Source organism: Sphingomonas sp. FARSPH (assembly GCF_003355005.1).
In the GTDB taxonomy this organism is placed as follows: domain Bacteria; phylum Pseudomonadota; class Alphaproteobacteria; order Sphingomonadales; family Sphingomonadaceae; genus Sphingomonas.
This window is the reverse complement of the sequence record NZ_CP029985.1, coordinates 3,300,218-3,317,211: the sequence shown is the minus strand read 5'-3', so window position 1 is coordinate 3,317,211 and position 16,994 is coordinate 3,300,218. Positions and strand designations below refer to the sequence as shown.

The 16,994-nt window shown below is 70.7% G+C and carries 15 protein-coding genes and 1 pseudogene; 6 read left to right on the top strand and 10 right to left on the bottom strand.

What is annotated here, in order from left to right; translation table 11 throughout:
• Positions 1-69: 69 nt before the first annotated feature.
• Positions 70-2,364 carry a hypothetical protein gene (locus DM480_RS15660; protein ID WP_115380507.1) on the bottom strand — a complete coding sequence of 765 codons (2,295 nt, stop codon included), beginning with the start codon at positions 2,362-2,364 and terminating at the stop codon, positions 70-72.
• 100 nt (positions 2,365-2,464) lie between these two features.
• Here DM480_RS15660 and DM480_RS15655 point away from each other — a divergent pair, with 100 nt between their 5' ends.
• From DM480_RS15655 to DM480_RS15640, 4 genes are read left to right on the top strand one after another with little or no spacing between them, the layout of a single operon-like run.
• The gene (locus tag DM480_RS15655; protein ID WP_115380505.1) at positions 2,465-2,755 is read left to right on the top strand and encodes an Hpt domain-containing protein; all 291 of its coding nucleotides are present in this window, start codon (positions 2,465-2,467) and stop codon (positions 2,753-2,755) included.
• 41 nt (positions 2,756-2,796) lie between these two features.
• Positions 2,797-3,978 (top strand): hypothetical protein, encoded by a 1,182-nt coding sequence (locus tag DM480_RS15650; RefSeq protein WP_115380503.1) that lies wholly within the window; start codon positions 2,797-2,799, stop codon positions 3,976-3,978.
• Between the two features lie 36 nt (positions 3,979-4,014).
• Positions 4,015-5,115, top strand: a complete 1,101-nt coding sequence (locus DM480_RS15645) for a DUF2336 domain-containing protein (RefSeq protein ID WP_115380501.1) — start codon at positions 4,015-4,017, stop codon at positions 5,113-5,115.
• The gene (locus DM480_RS15640; RefSeq protein WP_115380499.1) at positions 5,112-6,479 is read left to right on the top strand and encodes a sensor histidine kinase; all 1,368 of its coding nucleotides are present in this window, start codon (positions 5,112-5,114) and stop codon (positions 6,477-6,479) included. Before DM480_RS15645 ends, DM480_RS15640 begins: the two co-directional genes overlap by 4 nt.
• 7 nt (positions 6,480-6,486) lie before the next feature.
• Here the strand turns inward: DM480_RS15640 and DM480_RS15635 are convergent, their stop codons facing one another.
• Genes DM480_RS15635 through gltX form a run of 3 tightly spaced genes read right to left on the bottom strand, consistent with a single transcriptional unit; the run spans position 6,487 to position 9,413 of the window.
• Positions 6,487-6,693, bottom strand: coding sequence for a hypothetical protein (locus DM480_RS15635; RefSeq protein WP_115380497.1), 207 nt, complete (start codon positions 6,691-6,693; stop codon positions 6,487-6,489).
• The gene (locus tag DM480_RS15630; protein ID WP_115380495.1) at positions 6,693-7,976 is read right to left on the bottom strand and encodes a citrate synthase; all 1,284 of its coding nucleotides are present in this window, start codon (positions 7,974-7,976) and stop codon (positions 6,693-6,695) included. Before DM480_RS15630 ends, DM480_RS15635 begins: the two co-directional genes overlap by 1 nt.
• 15 nt (positions 7,977-7,991) lie before the next feature.
• Positions 7,992-9,413 carry a glutamate--tRNA ligase gene (gene gltX, locus DM480_RS15625; RefSeq protein WP_115380493.1) on the bottom strand — a complete coding sequence of 474 codons (1,422 nt, stop codon included), beginning with the start codon at positions 9,411-9,413 and terminating at the stop codon, positions 7,992-7,994.
• Positions 9,414-9,450: 37 nt separating this feature from the next.
• On the opposite strand from gltX, the gene DM480_RS15620 reads away from it, so the two are divergent.
• Positions 9,451-11,676 carry a ComEC/Rec2 family competence protein gene (locus DM480_RS15620; protein WP_232834044.1) on the top strand — a complete coding sequence of 742 codons (2,226 nt, stop codon included), beginning with the start codon at positions 9,451-9,453 and terminating at the stop codon, positions 11,674-11,676.
• On the opposite strand, the gene lexA is transcribed toward DM480_RS15620, so the two are convergent.
• The 6 genes and pseudogenes from lexA to DM480_RS15590 all read right to left on the bottom strand — a co-directional run bounded on the left by lexA (position 11,667) and on the right by DM480_RS15590 (position 16,416).
• The gene (gene lexA, locus DM480_RS15615) at positions 11,667-12,359 is read right to left on the bottom strand and encodes a transcriptional repressor LexA (protein ID WP_115380491.1); all 693 of its coding nucleotides are present in this window, start codon (positions 12,357-12,359) and stop codon (positions 11,667-11,669) included. The two genes, DM480_RS15620 and lexA, sit on opposite strands and share 10 nt — an antisense overlap.
• Before the next feature lie 57 nt (positions 12,360-12,416).
• A complete protein-coding gene (locus DM480_RS15610; protein ID WP_115380489.1) occupies positions 12,417-13,598 on the bottom strand; it encodes a molybdopterin molybdotransferase MoeA in 1,182 nt (393 codons plus the stop codon).
• Positions 13,595-14,065, bottom strand: a complete 471-nt coding sequence (gene moaC, locus DM480_RS15605; protein ID WP_115380487.1) for a cyclic pyranopterin monophosphate synthase MoaC — start codon at positions 14,063-14,065, stop codon at positions 13,595-13,597. Before moaC ends, DM480_RS15610 begins: the two co-directional genes overlap by 4 nt.
• Positions 14,062-14,840, bottom strand: a pseudogene (gene trpC, locus DM480_RS15600) (indole-3-glycerol phosphate synthase TrpC). The gene moaC and the pseudogene trpC overlap by 4 nt, the downstream one beginning before the upstream one ends.
• A complete protein-coding gene (trpD, locus tag DM480_RS15595; RefSeq protein WP_115380485.1) occupies positions 14,837-15,832 on the bottom strand; it encodes an anthranilate phosphoribosyltransferase in 996 nt (331 codons plus the stop codon). The pseudogene trpC and the gene trpD overlap by 4 nt, the downstream one beginning before the upstream one ends.
• On the bottom strand, positions 15,829-16,416 hold the full coding sequence (locus DM480_RS15590) for an anthranilate synthase component II (RefSeq protein WP_115381477.1): 588 nt from the start codon (positions 16,414-16,416) through the stop codon (positions 15,829-15,831). Before DM480_RS15590 ends, trpD begins: the two co-directional genes overlap by 4 nt.
• 146 nt (positions 16,417-16,562) lie before the next feature.
• Here DM480_RS15590 and DM480_RS15585 point away from each other — a divergent pair, with 146 nt between their 5' ends.
• Complete coding sequence (locus DM480_RS15585) at positions 16,563-16,994, top strand: hypothetical protein (protein WP_115380483.1); 432 nt, start codon at positions 16,563-16,565, stop codon at positions 16,992-16,994.

Here is a 16,994-nt window from a genome sequence, read left to right as displayed (position 1 = left end):
CGCGCGTCCGACGCCGGTCAAGGGGCAGCTATTCGCGCTTCTTCGCCGTCCAGCCTCGCTGGATCGGCTTTAGCGCAGGCGTTCGATCGCCTGCGCCAGCGCGACGTAGAGTTTGCCCATATCGGACGACAGCAATGTAACGCCGAGCGGTGAGCCGTCGCGCTGCGCGAGGATGGTGCGCAGCATGCCTTCGAAATCGTGGATGTAGCGGTTGACGGTTTCGCGAAAGACCGCGTCGTCGTCATACAGGCGGGCGATCTCGCGCGCATCGGCGGGTTCGAGGATACGCACCGCGCGGCGGGTAAAGACGCCGCGATCCCCCTTGAGATAGGCGGCCCAGGCGCTGTCGGACACTTCCGGCGCGAATGCCTTTGTCACGTCGATCGCGGCGGAATTGAGCGATTCGATCAGCAGCGAGGCGCGGCGCGCGAAGCTGTTGCGATCGGCCTCCTCGCGGTCGGCGCGCGCGTCCTCGATCCGCGTTTCGACGAGCGCGGTCTTGTCGAGGATATCCTGCACCTGATCCGACAGACGTTCGGTGGCACGCGTTGCCGCGGCGACGGCCTGTTCGGTCGCGTCCGCGATCGCGCGGACCTGGCGTTCGACGGTGTCGCCGGCGGCGCGGCGCATCGCCTCGCCACTGGCCTGTTCGAGCGCCTGGGCCGCCTCCGGGATCACTGCGGCGAGCGTTTCGCGTGCCTTGTCCGCGGCACTCGACGCGGTGTCGCGCACGCGCAGCAGCGCCTCGACCAGGCGCGGCGCGGCCTCTTCGGCGAAGCGGTGGGTGCGGCCGATCGTCTCGTCGACCATCGTGCCCAGCGCATCGGCCTTGCCACGCCCTTCGTTGAGCGTCTGGAGCAGCGTGTTCGACAGGTGATCGAGCGTGCGGCGCTGTTCGGCGATGACACCGGCGATCGCCTCGATCGCGTCGTGCGTGCTTTCCGCGGCGGTGACGAGCGCGAGCAGCTCGGGCTTGGCGGCGACGACGACCTGCTTGCTCGCCGCGATCTTCGCGTCGAGCCGGGTCAGCGCCTCAGGAAGGGTTTCATCGATTTCGCGCGACGCCGCGTCGAGCGCGATGAGCAACGATTCGGTAGTGCCGATGGTGCGTGTCGCCATCGCCTCGCCGGTGCGCAGCGCCTCGGTCATCGCATCCGCCGATCCGCCGAGCGCGCTGATCGAAGCGGCGAGCATCTGCGAGCGCTCGATCCCCTGCGTGTGCAGCACGTCCATCCGCTGTTCGACGCGATCGATCTCCGCATCGATGACAACGATCAGGTCGTCGCTGGCGGCGCGGTGGCGCTCGAGCCGCGTGACGACGCGGTCTATGACGTCCTCGACGGCGCCGATCCGTTCGGCGAGCGCATCGGCGCTGTCGCGGGCGGCGCTGTCGAGCGCGGCCTGGTTGGCGCGCAACATCGCGAGCATCGCATCGCCCTGCGTCGCGATGCCCTTGCGCGCCTCGTCGACCGCATCCGCGGTGCGGCCGAGCAGCGCGTCGACCGCGTCGGACATCTCGCTGGTGACCGTTTCGAGCCGTGCGCCCGCCGTCTCGCTGGTCGCTTCCATCCGGGCAAGGTGTGCGGCAAGACGCTGCGCCGCGCCGCCGGCGATCAGGTCGGCCTCGCGCCCGCGCTCGGCGAGCGCCGCGAGCTGCCCTTCGAGCGCGGCGGCATGGCGGCCGGCGGTGACGCCGCTCGCTTCGAGCTGGTCGCGCGCGTCGACAATCTCATCGTGCGCACGGGGCAGGGTGGCGAGCAGTACGTCGACGCTCGCCTGCGCGGCATTGGCCGCGTCGCGCAAGGTGCGGGCGTGCGCATCGGCCGCCGCGATCTCGCCTGACAGGCCGCGACCGACCGCGAGCAGCCGTTCGTTGGCGCCATCGCCCATCGTCATCAGGCTGGTGATCTGTTCGGCGAGGACGCGCCGGTTGGCGTCGAGTGAACGGGCAAGGACGCCGACCGTCCGCTCCAGGTTCGCCGCTTCGGCCCGCATAGTGCGCGCGGTGTCGCCAAACCGGCGCGCCTCCGCCCGGCTCGTCCGCATCACGAGCAGGCACAGGATGCCGATCAGCGCCGGTACGACGGCGAGCGCGGCGATCAGCTCGACCAGACCGACGGGCGGGAGCAGGCGGATGTCGTTGCGCACCAACCACAACATGCCGCCGAGCCAGAGCAGGGACAGCGCGAGCGCAGCGGCAGGCAGCACCCAGCGACGCGGCGCAGCCTCCGGCTCCGCCTCCAGCGTCCAGGCATCGTCCGGTCCGATCAGGTCGAGCGTGTCGTCCGCATGACGATGCGGGGCGATCGCCGCGTGTTCCGCATGGCTGCTGCTGCCGGCGTCCGCCCGCATGTCGACGATCATGGAACCCCCTTTTGTCGGGCGCGAACTTAACCGTGTTTTGCGCCATCACCAAAGCCAAACCGCAACGAAGCGTTAAGCCGTTGCGCCTAGGAACAACGCAATGGCCTATGATCCCGGAGCGATCGACGCGACTTTGGCGGCTGCGGTCGGTGACGAACCCGCGCTGGTCGCGGAATTGCGCATCGCTTTCTCCGAGAGCGCGCACAACGCGGTCGCCGCGCTGGAAGCGGCGCGGGATGTCGCCGCGTGGCGCGATGCGACCGCGCGGCTGACCGGGCTTGCCGCGAGTTTCGGCGCGGTGCGGCTGATGGCGATGGCCAATCGCGCCGCGACGCTGCCGTTCGACGCACCCACGCTCGCCAAGCTCAAACGCACCGTCGCGCGGCTGTAAGGCCCTAGCCAGCGCGGGCCCTTGCGCCTACCAGCGGGCGGATGCTCGCGGGCCTCCTCATTGCCATGCACGACGCGGACGACCGGCCCGCGATGCTGACCGCCACGCTGCCGTTCGGCGGTATGACGCTGATCGAATATCAGGCGCGGCTGCTGGTCGGCGCGGGGGCGTCGCAACTCGTGATCGTCGTCGCGCGGCTGACGCCCGAACTTCTGGGCGCGATCAACCGGATCGGGCGGCGCGGGGTCGCGGTCGACACCGTGCGTACCGCGGCCGAAGCGGCCGAGCGGTTGCATCCGCTGGCGCGCGTGCTGATGGTGGCCGATGGCCTGACGACGACCGAGGAGACGATCGGCGCGCTGGCGCAAGGCGGCGGCGATGCGCTCCTCGTAGTGCCGGAAACCGTCGCTGGGCCGGGATTCGAGCGCGTCGGCGGCGGCATGGTGTGGGCGGGCGTCGCCCGGCTGGAGGCGCGCCGCGTCGCCGAACTCGCCGCGCTGCCGCGCGATTACGACCTGCAGTCGACCCTGGTCCGCCTCGCCGAACAGGCACAGGCGGTGCACATGCTGCTGCCCACGAGCGCCGCACGGAACGGCCATGCGCTGAGCCATTCGGGCGTCGCGCTGGAAGCGCGCGGACGCGCCGTGCTGACCGCGATGGTGTCCGGGCGCAGCGGCTGGTTCGAACGGTTCGTGGCGACGCCGCTCGCCCGACTGACGATCCCGCTGATGGTGCCGCGCGGGATCTCCGCAGCGGCGGTCGCGGCGGGGGCAGGCGTCGTCGGGCTGGTCGGGCTGATCCTCGCCTGTCTGTCGCATCCCGTATCGGGGCTGCTGCTCGCGCTGCTCGGAACGCTCGGCGCGATGCTGGCCGCGACGCTCGCCGATCTGCGCGACGAACCCGGCGTGGCGCGCGGGCTGAAGACGGCGGCGACCATCCTGCCGATGCTGGCGGTGCTGGCTTATGGTTACGACGAGACGCGGCTGATGCTCGATGGCGTGCCGATGACGCTGGCGATCGCGTTCGTCCTGTTCGCGGGCATCGGCGAACGCGCGATCGGGCGGGCGTCTCGGCCGACATGGTGGGGCAGTGCGCCGGCTTATCTGCTCGTCGTGTGGCTGGGCGCGCTGGTCGAGGCACCGCTGGTCGCGCTGGGCGGCGGCACGGTCTATGCGGCGGCGACGCTGACCGCGGCGATCGAACGTCTGCGGCGCGAGCCTTAGCACCGCTTTAACGACACAGGGGCTAGCGCCAGAACCATGTCGGTCGAGCCGGAACATCAGGAACGCCAGACGCTGGCCGCGCGCCTCGCCGCGGCCCGGCGGCTGGGCGCGGCCGCCGATTCGCGACTGGGCGCCGCGATCGCCGATTTCTTCCTGCCCGACGACGCGCGCCTCGACGAGCGGACGCGCACGATGCTGGGCCAGTTGCTCGACGCGGTGGTGCGCGCGATCGAAACCGATATCCGCCACCACGCCGCCCGCGTGCTCGCTGAGAAGGGCCAGGCGGACGCGGCGGAGCGGATTCTGCGCGGGCCCGACGATGTTTTGCGCCGGCTGGCGCGCGCCGGGCTGCTACGCGAGCGGCAGCTTATGGACGAACTGCTCGCGCAGGTTCGCTGCGACCAGATGAGCGCGGCGCTGGCGCCGGCGCCGGGTGCGCCCGACGAGCCGAGCCTGCTCGTCCGCCTGACCGAGGTGGACGACGGCGTCGTCGCCGCGGCGGCGCGCGCGCTGTTGACTGCGGAAGCGCGGCGGCGGTCCGCGATTGAGCAGGCGCGTCCGCAGCATTCGGTGCTGCCGGCGGAACGGCATCACCAGCTCGTCTGGTGGGTCGCCGCCTGCATTCGCGAGGCACAGAGCGCCGACGGTGCGAGCGATGCCGCGCTGGACCGCGCGATCGTGGCGGCGGCGCAGCGCAACCTGGGTGCGCATGACGAAGGCCAGCGCCCCGAAGCGGCAGCGGTGCGGCTGGCCGCGGCGATCGACGCGCGCGCGAGCGAGGTCGGGCCGTTGCTGGTCGATGCGCTGGGCGACCGGCGATTGTCGCTGTTCGTCGCGGTGCTGGGCCGCGCCGTCGACGTGGATTTCACCGCGGCGCGGCAGATCATGCTGGAGCCGGAGGGGGACCGCCTGTGGCTCGCGCTGCGTGCGGCGGCGCTGGATCGCGCGACGATCGCGCGGATCGCGCTGGCGCTCGCCGATGCCGACCCGCGGCGCGATATCGAAGCCTTCGCCGATGCGATCGACGCAATCGCGGCGGTGCCGGTCGAGGTCGCACGCTCGGCGCTGGCGCCGTTGACGCTGCACCACGATCTGCGACTTGCCATCGACGCGCTGGCGCGCGAGACGGCGCGATGAGGATCGAAGGCCTGCCCGACGTGCCCGTCTCGCACGCGCTGATCGACGGCGACGATCGCCTGGTGTCGGCGGACCCGGCGCTGCTCGCGCTCAACGCTCATGCCGGCGGCGGGATCGGCGCGGCGATCGCGGTGCCGCAGCTGGCGATGGTCGTGCGTCTCGCGCGGCGGCTGGGCATCCTCGTCTCGCGCGCGGTGGTCGTCGCGGATGGCGACACCGACCTCGATTTGTGGGTGCGCGCGCAGCCCGTCGACGGGGCGGTGCGCCTCGCGGTGTCGGGATGGCGCGAAATGCGGCCGCAGCCATCGATCGCGACGCCTAACGCGGCGATGATCGAGGACGGCGACCTGCCCTGGGAAACCGATGCGGCGCTGCATCTCACGTTCGTGGGGATCGAGGGCGCGCGGCGATATGGCGTCGACGGCCTGGCGATGCTGGGCCAGCCGCTGACCGCGCTGTTCGCGCTCGACAGCGACCGGGAGGGGGCGATGCCGATCCTCGACGCGATGGCGCGGCGCCGGCCATTCGAGGCGCAGCCCGCCCGGCTGCGCGCAAACGATCGCGCGGTGACGCTGACCGCGACCGTGCGGCGCGACAAGGAGGGCGGGTTCGCCGGCCTCGCAGGCGTCGCGCGGGACGTAGAGGCGCCGGTGGTGGCCGCACCGGCGGCCGATGCGGGCATGTCGGCGCGATTCGCGGAAGCGCTGGAGCGCGCCTTGCGCACGCCGCTTGCCAAGATCATCGCGCATGCAGACACGATCCACGCGCAGGCCGAGGGGCCGGTGCAGGCGGATTATGCCGATTATGCGTCGGATATCGCCAATGCCGGCCGCCATCTGCTCGGCCTCGTCGACGACCTCGTCGACCTCGAGGCGGTGGAGCGCGACGATTTCCGCCCCGATTTGGAGACGATCGACCTCGCCGACGTCGCGCGGCGCGCAGCGGGGCTGCTGTCGGTGAAGGCGTCCAATACCGGCATCGCGATCGCGCGGCCGCTGGCGGGAATGCCCGTTGCCGCATCGGGCGATTTCCGGCGGACGTTACAGATCATGGTCAATCTGATCGGCAATGCCGTCCGCTATTCACCCTCAAACGGGGTCGTCACGGTCACGGCGGCGCGCGTCGGCGCGATGGTCGAGGCCGTGGTGGCGGATCAGGGCAAGGGAATCGCGCCCGACGATCAGGCGCGCATCTTCGAGAAGTTCGAACGCGTCGACCCGAGCGAGCCGGGCGGCAGCGGCCTTGGCCTCTATATCGCGCGCCGGCTGGCGCGGGCGATGGGGGGCGACCTGTCGGTGGAGAGCGTGCCGGGCGAAGGCGCGACGTTCACGCTGACGCTGCCGGCCGGCGACGCGCCGGCCTGACGACGGTTCAGCGCCGCGGCAGGCGGCGCGCGACGAGGATCAGCAAAAGGCCGAAGACCGCAACGGCGCTGCCGCGGTCGGCCCAGATCCGCTGATCGAGCATGAAGCTCGATTGCGGCCAGTGGACGTAGCCCAGGCCCTGGCCGATCCACAAAGCGCCGGTAAGCGCCAGCATGACGCCCACCGCGAGCAGGATCGGCCGGAGCCGGCGCATCAGCGCTGCTCGACCGGAACGTAGGTGCGCTGCGTCGGGCCGGTGTAGAGCTGGCGCGGACGCCCGATCTTCTGGTCGGGATCGGTGATCATCTCGTTCCACTGCGCGACCCAGCCGACGGTGCGGGCGAGCGCGAAGAGCACGGTGAACATCTCCGTCGGGAAGCCGATCGCCGAGAGGATGACGCCCGAATAGAAGTCGACGTTCGGGAACAGCTTCTTCTCGATGAAGTACGGATCGTTGAGCGCGATCTCTTCGAGACGCAACGCGGTCTCGAACAGGGGATCGTTGACCTTGAGCGCGTCGAACACCTCGCGCACCGTCTTCTGCATGACGGTCGCGCGCGGATCGTAGTTCTTGTAGACGCGGTGTCCGAAGCCCATCAGGCGGAACGGATCGTTCTTGTCCTTGGCCCGCGCGATGAATTCGGGGATGCGATCGGGCGTACCGATCTCGCGCAGCATGTTGAGCGCGGCCTCGTTCGCACCGCCATGCGCGGGGCCCCAGAGGCAGGCGATGCCCGCCGCGATGCACGCGAACGGATTGGCACCCGACGATCCGGCGAGGCGGACGGTCGAGGTCGACGCATTCTGTTCGTGATCGGCGTGGAGGATGAAGATACGGTCCATCGCCTTCTCGACCGCCGGGTTCACCTCATAGGGCTCAGCGGGCACGCCGAAGGTCATGCGCAGGAAGTTGCCGGTGTAGGACAGCGAGTTGTCCGGGTACAGGAACGGCTGCCCGACGCTGTACTTGTACGCCATCGCCGCGATCGTCGGGATCTTGGCGATCAGGCGGTGCGACGCGATCGTGCGCTGCACCGGGTCGTGAATGTCGGTCGAATCGTGGTAGAAGGCGGACAGCGCGCCGACGACGCCGCACATGATCGCCATCGGATGCGCATCGCGGCGGAACCCGCGGAAGAAGGCGGCCAGCTGCTCGTGCACCATCGTGTGGCGCGTGATCGTGGTGTTGAACGTCGCCAGCTCGTCCGCCGACGGCAGTTCGCCGTTGAGGAGGAGGTACGCGACCTCCATGAAGCTCGACTGTTCGGCAAGCTCGCCGATCGGATAGCCGCGGTGGAGCAGCACGCCCTCGTCGCCGTCGATGTAGGTCAGCGCCGAACGGCACGATGCGGTCGAGGTGAAGCCGGGATCGTAGGTGAAGGCGCCGGTCTGCGCATAGAGCTTGCGGATGTCGACCACGTCGGGGCCGACCGAACCGGACATGACCGGGTATTCGAAGTCCTTGCCGTCCAGGGCGAATTTCGCGGTGTCGGTCATGTCTTGTCCTTCCTGTCAGACTGCCATCTGGTCCGCGATCCGGCCGAGGCTTTCCTCCTTGCCGAGAAGCGCGAGCACGTCGAAGATGCCGGGCGACGTCTTGCGCCCGGTGAGAGCGGCGCGGAGCGGCTGGGCGACTTGGCCGAGCTTCAAGCCCTTGCCCTCGGCGACCTGCCGTACCGCTGCTTCGATAGCCTCCTGATCCCACTGCTGCACTGCGTCAAGCGCCGTGTGCAGTTGCGCGAGCAGCGCCCGCGCCTCCTGCGTCAGCAGCTCCGAAGCCGATGGCTCCATCGGAAGCGGGCGCGTGGCGAACAGGAAGCACGCGCCATCGGCAAGCTCGTTGAGATTGGCGGCGCGCGCCTTCAGGAACGGCATCGCCTGCGTCAGCAGCGGCTCGGCATCCTCGCCATAGCCGCCGATGCCGGCGACCAGCGTCGCGAGCCGCGCATCGTCGGCGGCGCGGATGTAATGGCCGTTGAGGTTCTCGAGCTTCTTGAGGTCGAAGCGCGACGGGCTCTTGCCGACACCGGCGAGATCGAACCATTGCACCGCCTGTTCGCGGCTGATGATCTCGTCGTCGCCGTGACCCCAGCCGAGGCGAAGCAGGTAGTTGTCGAACGCTTCGGGCAGGATGCCGAGTTCGTCGCGATACGCCTCGATCCCGACCGCGCCGTGCCGCTTCGACAGCTTCGCGCCGTCGGTGCCGTGGATCAGCGGGATGTGCGCGTAGACGGGCTCCGCCCAGCCCATCGCGCGATAGATGGGCAGCTGGCGGAAGGCGTTGTTGAGATGATCGTCGCCGCGGATGACATGCGTCACGCCCATGTCGTGGTCGTCGACGACGACCGCGAGCATATAGGTGGGCGTGCCGTCGGAGCGGAGCAGGATGAGATCGTCGAGCTCGGCGTTCTGGACCGTCACCGAACCCTGGACGCGATCCTCGATCGTCGTCGCGCCCTCGCGCGGCGCCTTGAGGCGGACGACATAGGGCTGCCCCTCCGGATGGTCGGTGCGGTCGCGCCACGGCGAGCGGATGCGCAAAGGACGCTTTTCGGCCTGCGCCGCCTCGCGCTGCGCCGCAATCTCGTCCTGCGTCATGTAGCAGCGATAGGCATTGCCGCCCGCGACCATCTGATGCGCGACCTCGGCATGGCGATCGGCGCGGGCGAACTGGAAGACGGCTTCGCCGTCCCAGTCGATGCCGAGCCATGTGAGGCCGGCGAGGATCGCGTCGATGGCAGGCTGCGTCGAGCGCGCGCGATCGGTATCCTCGATCCGCAGCAGGAATCTGCCGCCGTGATGGCGTGCGAACAGCCAGTTGAACAGTGCCGTGCGCGCACCGCCGAGATGCAGGTAGCCGGTCGGCGACGGCGCGAACCGGGTAACGATCGCCGCACCCTTGGCCTCGGCGTTACCGTTCGCGTCATGATCCACTGTTGCGCCCAACCGTGCCTGCTCCTTAGGGTTCGAGATGATGGCCCAACCAGCCGCGGCGGCCCCTAGCACGCGCGTTCCGCGCCTTCAAATCCCGCCGCGGTGGGGAGGTTTCGTCGCGCCCGCGTGGATCGAACGCTGGCTGGAGGCGGAGCGCGAGCAATTGCCGTTGTGGCTGCCGGTGATGCTGGGCGCCGGCATCGCGGCATGGTTCGTGCTGCCCGACGCGGCACAGTGGCGTGCGGCGTTGGTGGCACTGGCGGGCATGGGCCTTGCCGCGGCGGCGCTGGACGGGCGCAGCCGGCTGGCGCGGATCGTCGCGATCGGCGGGCTGGCGGCTGCGGTCGGGCTGGGGCTGGCATGGTGGCGGGCGGATCGCATTGCGGCGCCGGTGCTGGCGCGGCCCGCGGTGGTGCGGGTCGTCGGCATCGTCGAACAGGTCGAGCCCTTGCCCGCGCGCGAACTGGTACGGCTGACGCTGCGCGCCGACCCCGCGAGCGGCCTGCCGCCGCGTATCCGCGTGAATGTCGATGCCGCAAGCGTGCCCCCGGGTGTCGTGCCGGGTGCGCGCACCCGCCTGTCGGCGCGGTTGATGCCGCCCCCGGGCGCGGCGGTGCCCGGCGCCTATGACTTCGCGCGTGTCGCCTGGTTCGCCGGGATCGGCGCGACCGGCCGCGCCTTCGGGCCGGTGGTCGTGGTCGGCGGGGTGAAGGGCGGCGACACGCTGCGCGACCGGCTGACGCGCCACATCACCACGCAGCTGGCGGGGAGCGCCGGCGGCATCGCCGCGGCGCTGGCGACGGGGGACGAGGGCGCGATCACGCAGGAGGATTCGGACGCGATGCGGCGCGCGGGGCTTGCGCATCTGTTGTCGGTCAGCGGCCTGCACATCACCGCCGCGGTCGGCGCGACGATGCTGGTCGTGATGCGCCTGCTGGCCTTGTGGCCATGGCTGGCGCTGCGCGTGCGCCTGCCGCTCGTCGCGGCGGTCGCAGGAGCGGGGGCGGCGATTGGCTATACGCTGCTCACCGGCAGCCAGGTGCCGACGATCCGATCGTGCGTCGCGGCGCTGCTCGTGCTGGCGGCGCTGGCGATGGGGCGGCAGGCGGTGACGCTGCGGCTCGTCGCGGGCGGCGCATTCGCGGTGCTGCTGGTCTGGCCGGAGGCTCTGGTCGGCCCGAGCTTCCAATTGTCATTCGCCGCGATCGTCTCGATCGTCGCGCTGCACGAGCATCCGCGCGTCGCCGCCTTCTTCGGCGTCCACGAGGAATCGCGCTGGCGGCGGCTGGGTCGGGAACTCGCCTCGTTGCTGGTCACGGGGCTGTTGGTCGAGGCCGCGCTGATGCCGATCGCGGTCTATCACTTCCACAAGGCGGGGCTGTACGGCGCCTTCGCCAATCTGGTCGCGATCCCGCTGACCACCTTCGTCATCATGCCGCTGGAGGCGCTGGCGCTGCTGCTCGATGTGGCCGGCTGGGGCGCGCCGATATGGTGGCTGACTGGGCAGGCGATGGCGTTGCTGCTGTGGATCGCGCGCAGCGTGGCGGCGATGCCGGGATCGGCGATGGCGCTGGCGACGGTGCCGGTCGGTGCATTCGCCCTGTGCGTCGGCGGCGGGTTGTGGCTGGCGCTGTGGCGGACGCGGGTCCGCTGGCTTGGCGTGGCGTCGCTGGTCGCGGGATGCGTGTGGATGGTGACGACGCCGTCGCCCGATATCCTCGTCACCGGCGACGGCCGGCATCTGGCGGTGCGGACCGCGGGCGGGCTGGCGATCCTGCGCGATCGCGCCGGCGATTACGTGCGCGGCGTGCTCAGCGAAACCGGCGGGGAGGAGGGCGAGCCGATGCTGCTCGCCGATCGCCCCGACGCGCGCTGTTCGCGCGACGTCTGCGCGATCGATCTGGTGCGGGGCGGCGCGCGCTGGCGTCTGCTCGCGACGCGCAGCGCCTATCCGTTGCCATGGCCCGCGTTGATCCGTGCCTGCGCGCAGGCGGATATCGTCGTCAGCGACCGTCGCCTGCCCGCGCGATGCCGGCCGCGCTGGCTGACGCTCGACCTCGCGGCGTTACGGCGGACCGGCGGCGTCGCGATCACGCTGTCGCCGATGCGCGTCGTCACCGTTCGGCGGGCGGGAGACAGGCACCCCTGGCTGGCCCCGCCAAAGGCGGTGCCGGCCGCCGGGACGCGCTATCGCGACCCCTTCGCGCCACCCGGCCCGCCGCGGTTCCAACCCCGGCGGGCAAACCGAGATCCTCAGTCGTAGCGGCGTAGGATGCCCGACAATTTGCCCTGCACGCGCACGATGTCCGGCCGGTAGCGCTGCGGCTCATAGGCGCGGTTCGCGGGATCGAGGCGGATCATCGCGCCTTCGCGGCGGAAATATTTGAGCGTCGCCTCGCTCTCCTCGATCAGCGCGACGACGATCTCGCCGTCCCGCGCCGTCTCCGTGCGGCGGATTAGCGCATAGTCACCGTCGAGAATGCCCGCCTCGACCATCGAATCGCCCGACACTTCCAGCGCATAATGTTCGCCCGAGCCGAGCAGCGCGGCGGGCACCGCGAGCATCGAGCTGCCCTCGAACGCCTCGATCGGCACGCCGGCGGCGATGCGGCCGTGCAGCGGAATCTCGACGACGTCGTTGGCGGGCGACGGGGCGGGGCGGACGTTGCCGCGCGCGGGCGCGGCGGGCGTTTCCGCAACCGGCGCGGCGGTGGCGGGCTTCTTTTCCGAGCGTTCCGGCATCCGCAACACCTCGAGCGCGCGGGCGCGGTTGGGCAGACGGCGGATGAAATGCCGCTCCTCGAGCGCGCTGATCAGGCGATGCACGCCGGATTTGGACTTGAGGTCGAGCGCCTCCTTCATCTCCTCGAACGAGGGGGAGATGCCAGTCTCCTCCAGCCGATCGTTGATGAAGCAGACGAGCTCGTGCTGCTTGCGCGTGAGCATGGGCGGTCCTTCCCGTCAGAACAGACGTGGAACTTCTAGGGAACGTTCCGCTTGCCGTCAAGCGATCATCAGGATCTGCGCCGAGTCGCCGGCGGATGCCGGCGGCGCGTGGGCGGGGCGGACGATCATGCAGTGCGATCGGGCGAGCGTGAGCAGCATCGAACTGTCCTGGATCGTCGAGGCATAGGCGCGTCCGTCGCGCAATTCGGCGCGCAGATAGTCGGTGCGCGCGTTGTTGGCTGGCAGGTCCTCGCCCAGCAATACGGTCGTCTCGCGCGGCAGCGGCTCGGCGGCGCCGGCGAGATGCGCGATCAGCGGGCGGACGAACAGTATCGCGGTGACGAAGGCGGAGACGGGATTGCCGGGCAGGCCGAGCAGCATGGTGCCCCCCAGGCGGCCGGCCATCATCGGCTTGCCGGGCCGAAGCGCGATCCGCCAGAAATCGATGCGCCCGCCCGCCGCCTCGATCGCGGGACGGACGAGGTCGTGGTCGCCGACCGACGCGCCGCCGGTGGTGACGAGAAGGTCGGCCGATACCGCCGCAAAGGCGTCGCGCAACGTCGCGAGATCGTCGGGCAGGATGCCGAGATCGACGATGTCGACGGGCAGGTCGGCGAGCATCGCGGCGAGCATGACCCGGTTCGATTCGGGCAGCGCGCGCGGGTCGGCGGTCGCGCCGGGGGCGATGAGCTCGTCGCCGGTGGCGCAGAGCGCGACGCGGATGCGGCGGCGGGTGGGGATCGTCCCGACGCCGCCGGTCGCCGCGACGGCGAGGCGTGCGGGCGTGATGCGCGCGCCGGCGGGGATCAGCCGATCGCCCGCGGTAAAATCCAGCCCGCGCCGGCGGACGTTGCGGCCCCGCGCAAGCGGCCCTTCGCCGACGAGGCGGATGTGCGTGCCGGTGGCGTCGACCTCTTCCTGCACCATCACCGTGTCCGCGCCATCGGGCACGTCGGCGCCGGTGAAGATGCGTGCCGTCTCGCCGGGGCCGATCGATCCCGCAAAGGGGCGCCCCGCCGCGCTCTCGCCGACCAGCGCCCAGGGACCGGGCAGGTCGGCGAAGCGGATCGCATAACCGTCCATCGCCGACAGGTCGTGCGCGGGCTGTGTCCGTCGCGCGACGACGTCCCGCGCCGCCCAGCGGCCGTGCGCAGCGAGGAGCGGCATTTCTTCGATCGCGACCGGCGCCGCCAGCGCGAACAGCCGCGCCTGCGCCTCTGCGATCGGCAGCAGGCTCACGCCGCCTGCCAGTCGCCGGACGCGCCGCCCGATTTGGCGAGCAGGCGCAGGCCGGTGATCGTCATGCCGCGGTCGAGCGCCTTCGCCATGTCGTAGATCGTCAGCAGTGCGACCGAGGCGGCGGTAAGCGCCTCCATCTCGACGCCGGTCTTGCCCTCCGTCGCGGCGGTCGCGGTGGCGGTGATGCCGTCCGCATCGATTGCGAGGTCGAGCGTGACGCGGGTGAGCGGCAGGGGGTGGCAGAGCGGGATAAGGTCCGCGGTCTTCTTCGCGGCCATGATGCCGGCGATACGCGCGACGGCGAGCACGTCGCCCTTCTTCGTCGCGCCGTCGCGGATCGCGGCGAGCGCATCGGCGGCGATGGCGATGTGTCCGGTCGCCGTCGCCTCGCGCGACGTAACCGACTTGCCGGCGACGTCGACCATACGCGCCGCGCCGTCCGCGTCGATATGCGTGAGATTGCTCACCCGACCAGCGCGCGCGTCGCGGCGGTCAGGTCGGGCTGGCGCATCAGCGATTCGCCGATCAGGAAACAATGGACGCCGTGTTCGGCGAGCGCATCGAGGTCGGCGCGGCTCGACAGGCCGCTTTCCGCGACGAAGGTGCAGCCCGGCGGCGCCTTGTCGACGAGCGCATAGGTGCGGCGGAAATCGACGCTGAAATCGTGCAGGTTGCGGTTGTTCACGCCGATCAGCCGCGATTTCAGGCGCAGCGCGCGGTCGAATTCGGCGGCGTCGTGCACCTCGACCAGCACATCCATGCCGCAGTCCAGCGCGCTCGCCTCGATCTCCGCCATCTGGCCGTCGTCGAGCGCGGAAACGATGATGAGGATCGCGTCGGCGCCGATCGCGCGCGATTCGGTCGCCTGCCACGGGTCGACCATGAAGTCCTTGCGGATCACGGGCAGGCTGCATGCGGCGCGCGCGGCGACGAGGTCGTCGTCGCAGCCGCGGAACCATTGCTCGTCGGTCAGCACCGACAGGCAGGCCGCCCCCCCGCCTGATAGGCGCGCGCGTGCGTGGGTGGGTCGAAGTCCGCGCGGATCAGGCCCTTCGACGGGCTCGCCTTCTTGATCTCGGTGATGAGCGCATGGCCCTGCTTCGCGTCGAGCGCGGCGCGGAAACCGCGCGGCTTGGTGACGGTGGCGATGCGCGCCTCGAGATCGGCGAGACTTGTCGTCGCCTTGCGCGCGGCGACTTCCGCGCGCTTGGTTTCGACGATGCGGGAGAGGATGGTGGTCATCGGTAGGCGATCCAGCGGTCGAGCAGCGCGCCCGCGCTGCCGTCGTCGAGGACGCGGGCGGCATCGCGCGCGCCATCGGTGAGGGTGGAGACGGCGCCGGCGACGACGAGCGCCGCGGCGGCATTGAGCAGGACGGCGTCGCGATAGGCGCCGGCCTCCCCGGCGAGGAGGCGGCGCAGGGCGTCGGCGTTATAGGCCGGGTCGCCGCCGCGCAGCGCGGCGAGCGAGTGGCGGGCGAGGCCCGCATCCTCGGGCACGATCCGCGCGGGCAGCGCGACGGTGCCGATCGTGACGGCCAGGCTGGGTCCGGCGGTTGACAGCTCGTCGAGGCCCTCCTCGCCCGAAATCACCGCCGCGGCTTCGGTGCCGAGCTGCGCCAGCGCCTCCGCATAAAGGCCGGCATAATCGGGGCGGGCGATGCCGAGCAGTTGGCGCGTGACGCGCGCGGGGTTGGCGAGCGGGCCCATCAGGTTGAAGATCGTGCGCTTGCCGATGCGGTGGCGGATCGGCGTGATCCGCTTCATCGCGGGATGGTGGTTGGCCGCAAAGAGGAACGCGATGCCGAGGTCGGCGAGGCTGCCTTCCGCCGTCGCCCCCGCGATATCGAGGTCGAGGCCGAGCGCCTCCAGCGTATCCGCCGCTCCGGCCTTGGACGAGGCGGCGCGGTTGCCGTGTTTCGCCACGGGGACGCCGCATGCCGCGACGACGAGCGCGACCGCGGTCGAGACGTTGAGCGTATGGTGTCCGTCGCCGCCGGTGCCGCACACGTCGATCGCGCCGGCGGGCGCATCGATCGGGATCATCCGCTCGCGCAGCGCGCGCGCGGCCTCCGCGATTTCGAGGCTGGTCTCCTCGCGGTCGGACAGGGCGAGCAGGAAGGCGCCGATGTCCTCCTCCGACGCGCGCGCGTCGAGGATGTCGGCGAACGCGGCCCGCGCGCTTTCGCGCGACAGCGGGGTCGACGGATCGGGGAGAGGGGTGAAGGTCGTCACGCCGCGCCCGCCTTCACGGCGATGCCCGCGGCACGCAGGAAATTGGCGAGCATCGCATGGCCGTGCTCGGTCGCGATGCTTTCGGGATGGAACTGGACGCCGTGGATCGGCAGGCTTTCGTGGCGGAAGCCCATGACGTTGCCGTCGTCGGCGCGTGCGTTGACGATCAGCGGCGCGGGCACGTCGTTGACGATCAGGCTGTGATAGCGTGTCGCGGTGACGGGCGAGGGCAGGCCCTCGAACAGGCCGGTGCCGTCGTGATGCACGGGGGAGGTCTTGCCGTGCATCAGCCCGCCGCGCTCGACCCGGCCGCCGAAATGCTGGCCGATCGCCTGATGCCCCAGGCATACGCCGAGCAGGGGCCGCCCCGCGTCGGCAGCGGCGGCGACGAGGTCGAGGCTGACGCCCGCCTCGTTCGGGGTGCACGGGCCGGGCGAGATCAGGAACGCTTCCGCTCCCGACGACAGCGCTTGGCCGGCTGAGATCGCATCGTTGCGCACGACCTCCACCTTCGCGCCAAGCTCCATCAGGTAATGGACGAGATTCCAGGTGAAGCTGTCATAATTGTCGACGACGAGGATCATCGCAGCGCCATAGCGCAACGCCCGACCCGCGCAACGGCTGTTACCCGCCGGTCATCCACCGGCAATCTCGCCATGCCTAAATCGTCCATGCGATAGGGGAGCCGGATCAGGCCTCGATCGTTGATTCGGCCAAAGGAGATACCCCGATGTTGCGTCCCCTTCTCGTTGCCGCGTTGATCGGCCTTCCCGCCGCGCTATCGGCGCAGATCGCCGGATCGCCGGGATCGGCGGAGCAGGCGCAGAGCGGGCAGCCGCCGCAACGCGTGCGCAGCGTCACGCTGACCCGCGGCGAGAAATGTCCGCAGAGCAGCAGCACCGAGATCGTCGTCTGCTCGACGCTCGACCAGCCGTATCGCATTCCCAAGCAGTTCCGCGACAGCGGGCCGATCCCGGCGCAGAACCAGAGCTGGGTCAACCGCACGCAGACGATGGACCAGGTCGGCCGCGTCGCCGGCGGCCTGCCCGATACCTGTTCCCCGGTCGGCACGGGCGGGCAGAGCGGCTGCGCGCTGGCCGCAAACCGCCAGTGGGCCGCCGAGGAGCGCGCCAAGCGCGACGCCGCGGCACAGGTGCCCTGA